The organism is Marinobacter sp. UBA2498 (assembly GCF_002341575.1).
In the GTDB taxonomy this organism is placed as follows: Bacteria; Pseudomonadota; Gammaproteobacteria; order Pseudomonadales; family Oleiphilaceae; genus Marinobacter; species Marinobacter manganoxydans.
Window position 1 is genome coordinate 9,743 of sequence record NZ_DDOI01000124.1, and the last position, 4,006, is coordinate 13,748.

3 protein-coding genes and 1 pseudogene are annotated in these 4,006 nt (G+C 57.1%); 2 read left to right on the forward strand and 2 right to left on the reverse strand.

The annotated features are described in order from the left end of the window. Positions 1-16: 16 nt before the first annotated feature. Positions 17-391, reverse strand: a complete 375-nt coding sequence (locus B2W52_RS17350) for a thiol-disulfide oxidoreductase DCC family protein (RefSeq protein WP_273069044.1) — start codon at positions 389-391, stop codon at positions 17-19. Continuing rightward, positions 375-1,727, reverse strand: a complete 1,353-nt coding sequence (locus B2W52_RS17355; RefSeq protein ID WP_273069042.1) for a CHAD domain-containing protein — start codon at positions 1,725-1,727, stop codon at positions 375-377. The genes B2W52_RS17350 and B2W52_RS17355 overlap by 17 nt, the downstream gene beginning before the upstream one ends. A gap of 226 nt (positions 1,728-1,953) precedes the next feature. On the opposite strand from B2W52_RS17355, the gene B2W52_RS17360 reads away from it, so the two are divergent. Both B2W52_RS17360 and B2W52_RS17365 read left to right on the forward strand, forming a co-directional pair. Next, positions 1,954-3,630 (forward strand): methyl-accepting chemotaxis protein, encoded by a 1,677-nt coding sequence (locus B2W52_RS17360; RefSeq protein ID WP_273069040.1) that lies wholly within the window; start codon positions 1,954-1,956, stop codon positions 3,628-3,630. 113 nt (positions 3,631-3,743) lie between these two features. Next, positions 3,744-4,006: pseudogene (locus tag B2W52_RS17365) on the forward strand (ABC transporter substrate-binding protein); the annotation flags it as partial.

Genomic DNA, 4,006 nt, shown 5'->3' on the forward strand with positions numbered 1-4,006 from the left:
CCCCGTACATGCATGACTAAGCGGTTTCGTTATCTCCGATGGCGCAGGCGTATTTACGCTCATAGCGTTTGTCTGCCCATTTCCCGTAGATGCGCGAGGCCACCTGGAAGATACCTGGCCACAGCAGGGGTTTGAACAGAAAACCAAAGGGCGTGTGGGACCAGGCGCGAACATTTGCGGGCAGACCGATGACCCACTCGCCGGTCCAGGTCATCAGGTGCAGGCGCCTGAGCAGGGCTTCGTGACTTGGCAGGTTGGCGCTGCCTTCACGCTGTTCATGGATGTCTGCAAAGATCAGATTGCCACGCTGGAGTTTGCGCAGGGTGCGGATCTCTTTGGCGCAAAGAGGGCATTGTCCGTCGTAAAACAGGGTGTCATAACGGGGCTCCATCGAGTCCTCCAAGGGTCAGAATCTGTTTCCGGGCGTTCGCCTTGTGGTCTTCCAGCGTTTCCACGATCCCATTGAGCGCGGCTGGCAGTACCTCTGGCGCCGCCTGGCGGAACTGGTCGAGAAGCAAAATCTGAACGTGCAGATCCTGGAACCGGCCATAGAGCTCTTGCCGCTCCTTTAACGTTTTCAGGTTGCGCTTCCAGGTTTTTGCATCCAGTTCCATCAGGTAACGGATTCGTTTGAGTTGCTTGCGCAGCCGATGGATATCTTCATCCGGTGAAGTATGCATCAGCTCGGCAGTGCGTTTATTGAACTCCTTGATACGACGTTCCACGGCCCTTCGGATGTCTTTCGGCCGGAGTGTTGCGGCCAATTTCTGAAACTTTCGCGAATCAATCAGATTGCGCCAGTGTTCCAGGCTGTCCCGGTAGCGCTTGCTTTTCAGTCGCTTTGCCAGCTTTTCATCATGGCTGGCGGCTTCGCGCTCGAACCAGATCTGCAAGGCTGCCCGAATTTCCGCGTCATCTGCGCAAAGTTCCGGCAGGTCCTGAAGAAACACGTGAAGGTCGCGCAGTGGGCCCGTTGCCCTTGCATGGCGCTTCAGGGTTTTAACCCCCTTGGCCAGCGACTTGTCAGCAGTCACGTCCTGAACCGATTCGGCGATAGCACGGCTGCGTCGAATCGCAATCCGGTACTGGTGCAGAAATTCGTCATCCAGGCCAAGGGCGACGCCCCGTTCCAGTTGCCTTAGCCGATCGAGTTGATGGTGAAGGGCCTTGGGAATGTCCCTTGCAGGATCGTCCCCCGCGGTTCTGGCTCTCTTTTTAAGCTTTCGTTCGCAGTGCGCGTAGCTGTAATCCTGTGGCGTTATCAGAGTCACCAGTTTGCCCTTGCCGCGACCAATCTGGCGCCAGTGTTTGATCGAAAGCCGGATGTGAATAACGCTGGCGGTGGGTAGCTGTTCCGGGGGCTGCTTCAGGAGCGACTGGGCCAGTTCCAGTAACGCCGGGTTGTGGCCGACCAGGGTAATCTGTGGGGCGTCTGCCTGCTCTTCAAGCCATGCGAGTAGTCGCCGATAGTCGAAGGTATATAGCGCACTCAGGGTATGGCAGCGCTCGGCTGCGACTGTGTCGGGAAGTATGCCTTGAAGTGTCGCGACGGCCCGCCTGGCGTTGCTGCTGTATATCTCGCCTTCGAACGCGCCGACAGATTTCAGGGCATTTCCCAATGGGGCCAGTTGGCTGACACCCCGCGCATTGAGGGGGCGTTCCCGGTCAGAAAGTGATTCATCGGCCCAACTGGACTTGGCGTGGCGTACCAGAAACAGGTGCTTCATTGGCCTACCTTCGTAGTGATCCTTCAGTCTGATTCCCGCTCAAGACAATCGGGTTACTGCCGTTACTGTACCTAGCTGAAAATAATGGTGGAAGGTTTGTCCGTTGGCAGGCGGCTTGGCGAATCAGTGCGCCTGCTGAAACCTGCCTTAACAAACTGGAACAGATCACTCTGAGTGGTCCGTGGATAATCCTCACCAACGGAAATTCCCTGGAGAGTTCGGAAAGATGAATGTCTTGAGCAAAGTGAAAATACGCACGCGCTTGCTGGTGGCGGTGCTTGTGCCGGTACTCGTCACGGCGGCAACATTGGCGTGGATCACCGCCAGTCAGATTCAGGCCAATGGTGAAGATGAGCTCAAGCGTCTTGAGAACAGCCTCCTCGAAGCACGGAAGGCTGGTTTACAGAACCTCATTGATGCCGCAGAGGCCGTGGTTCTGGAGGCCAAGAATGACCCATCGATGACGGAGGCGGAAGCGAAGGAGGCGGCAGCGGCGCGCCTGCGCTCGATCCGTTTTGATGAGACGAACTACGTGTTCGCCTATACCCGGGATGTATACAACCTGGCCTATGCTCCGGACCCATCCAAAGAAGGACCGACCAAGAATCCGGTTGTCAGGGGGTTGGTGGCCGATCTGTTCGCCGCTGCCCGCGGTGAGGGATTCTATGGCTATGATTGGATGAACCCTGCTTCCGGCAATGAAGAACCCAAGATGTCCTATTCCACCATTATCGCGGACTGGGACTGGATGATCGGTGCAGGTGTCTACATTACCGATATAGACCGGCAGGTCGCTGCTGCTCGCAAGGACATTGAGGCGGGCATGGCGGAGGCCCTGGGCTTTATCCTTTTGGTGACGGTTGTGGTTGTCGTAATCGCTCTGGTGATCGGCGTATTCGTTGGCCGTAGCGTGACCCGGCCGCTGAAGAACGTCAGCAACATGATGCAGGAAATTGCTGATGGTGAGGGCGATCTCCGCCAGCGGTTGCCGGATGAGGGTACCGACGAGCTGGCCGAGCTCGGTCGTCGTTTCAATGCCTTTGTCGTCAAGATCCAGGACACCATGCGAGAAGTCGGCGCCACCACGGATCAGGTGGCGTCCGCGGCGGAAGAGCTCAGCCGGGTCGCGAATGAAACCCGGGCCTCGGTTCAGGAACAGGGCTCCGAGACTGACCAGATTGCCTCTGCGATCAATGAAATGGCCGCGACCATCCAGCAGATTTCCGGCAATGCCAATGAGGTTGAGAGCTCGGCCTCGGACGCCGACCGCATGGCCCGTGAGGGTGGTGAAACCATTAGCAGTGCCCAGGGCGCGGTGAACAAGCTGTCCGAGGAGATCGAGGACACGGCCCGCAGTATCAACGCCCTTGCGGAAAAATCCGATGAGATCCAGCAGGTACTGGATGTCATCCATGCGGTAACTGAACAGACCAACCTGCTGGCTCTCAATGCCGCGATTGAGGCAGCCCGGGCCGGCGAGCATGGTCGTGGGTTCTCGGTGGTTGCTGATGAAGTACGCCAGCTTGCAAAACGCAGCGCCGAGTCCGCTGATCAGATTCGTACCATGATTGACGGCTTTGTGACTGAATCCAAGGCATCGGTGGAGCGGATGAACAAATCACGCAACCGTTCAACGGAAACGGTCGAAAGGATCAATCATGCAACCAGCGCGCTGCGAACCATCGAGACCTCGGTTGGTAAGATTCATGATCAGGTAACCCAGATTGCAACAGCCTCGGAGCAACAAAGCCAGGTTGCCGAAGAGATCAACCAGAACGTCGTGCGGATCGTTGATGCTGCCCAGCGCAGTGATACCGGCGTCACCCAGACCAACGAAGCCAGCCACGAACTGGCGCGCCTGGGTGAGAGCCTTCGGGATCTGGTCGGTCAGTTCAAGGTCTGATACCGATTCATGGTGTTCCGCCGATTGGCGGAACACCATGAGAAAGCTATGATGGTGGCGCGACAGAAATAGCTGTTTTCATACCAACAATAATGGAAGCCAACACAATGATAATCCGGAAAACACTGCTTGCGGCCGTGGCCGCTGCAGCCACTGTGTTCAGCGTGTCCTCGGTGGCCGAGGAAAACTTCACCTTGCGCCTTGCGCAAACCTGGGGGCCCAACTCTCCGGTACTGGGAGAGACTGTTCAGCATATGGCCGACATGGCGGAAACCATGTCGGATGGCCGGCTGCAGATCCGCATTGATCCGTCCAACAAGCACAAGGCGCCGTTCGGGATTTTTGATCTGGTGCGCAACGGCCAGTACGACATGGG